Origin of the sequence: Porphyromonas sp. HMSC077F02, from assembly GCF_001815465.1 — a bacterium.
Lineage (GTDB): Bacteria > Bacteroidota > Bacteroidia > Bacteroidales > Porphyromonadaceae > Porphyromonas_A > Porphyromonas_A somerae.
Genome location: NZ_KV820641.1, coordinates 1 through 254 on the forward strand (window position 1 = coordinate 1; position 254 = coordinate 254).

Sequence of the window (254 nt, forward strand, 5' to 3'; positions counted from 1 at the left end):
GCTCTTCTTGTCTCTTCTTTTTCTTCGCCTTCATCTCTATAACTTCGTCTAGCCCAGAATCTAGGTACCTATGAACCCACTCCAAGATCGTAGTCCTACCAATAGGGACAAGGTGTGAAATCTGGGTATAACCTAAGTTTTCCTCAAAATAGAGGTGAATAACTCGGTCAAAATAAATCTTCTGGAGTTGACTCCTTTTTACAAACTTACTCATAAAAATCTATCTATGAGTCAACTTTTTCTAGGACAAGACA

The 254-nt window shown here is 38.2% G+C and carries 1 pseudogene; it reads right to left on the minus strand.

The features are described from left to right. Positions 1 to 214 (minus strand): annotated as a pseudogene (locus tag HMPREF3027_RS02970) (hypothetical protein); the annotation flags it as partial. Positions 215 to 254: the final 40 nt, after the last annotated feature.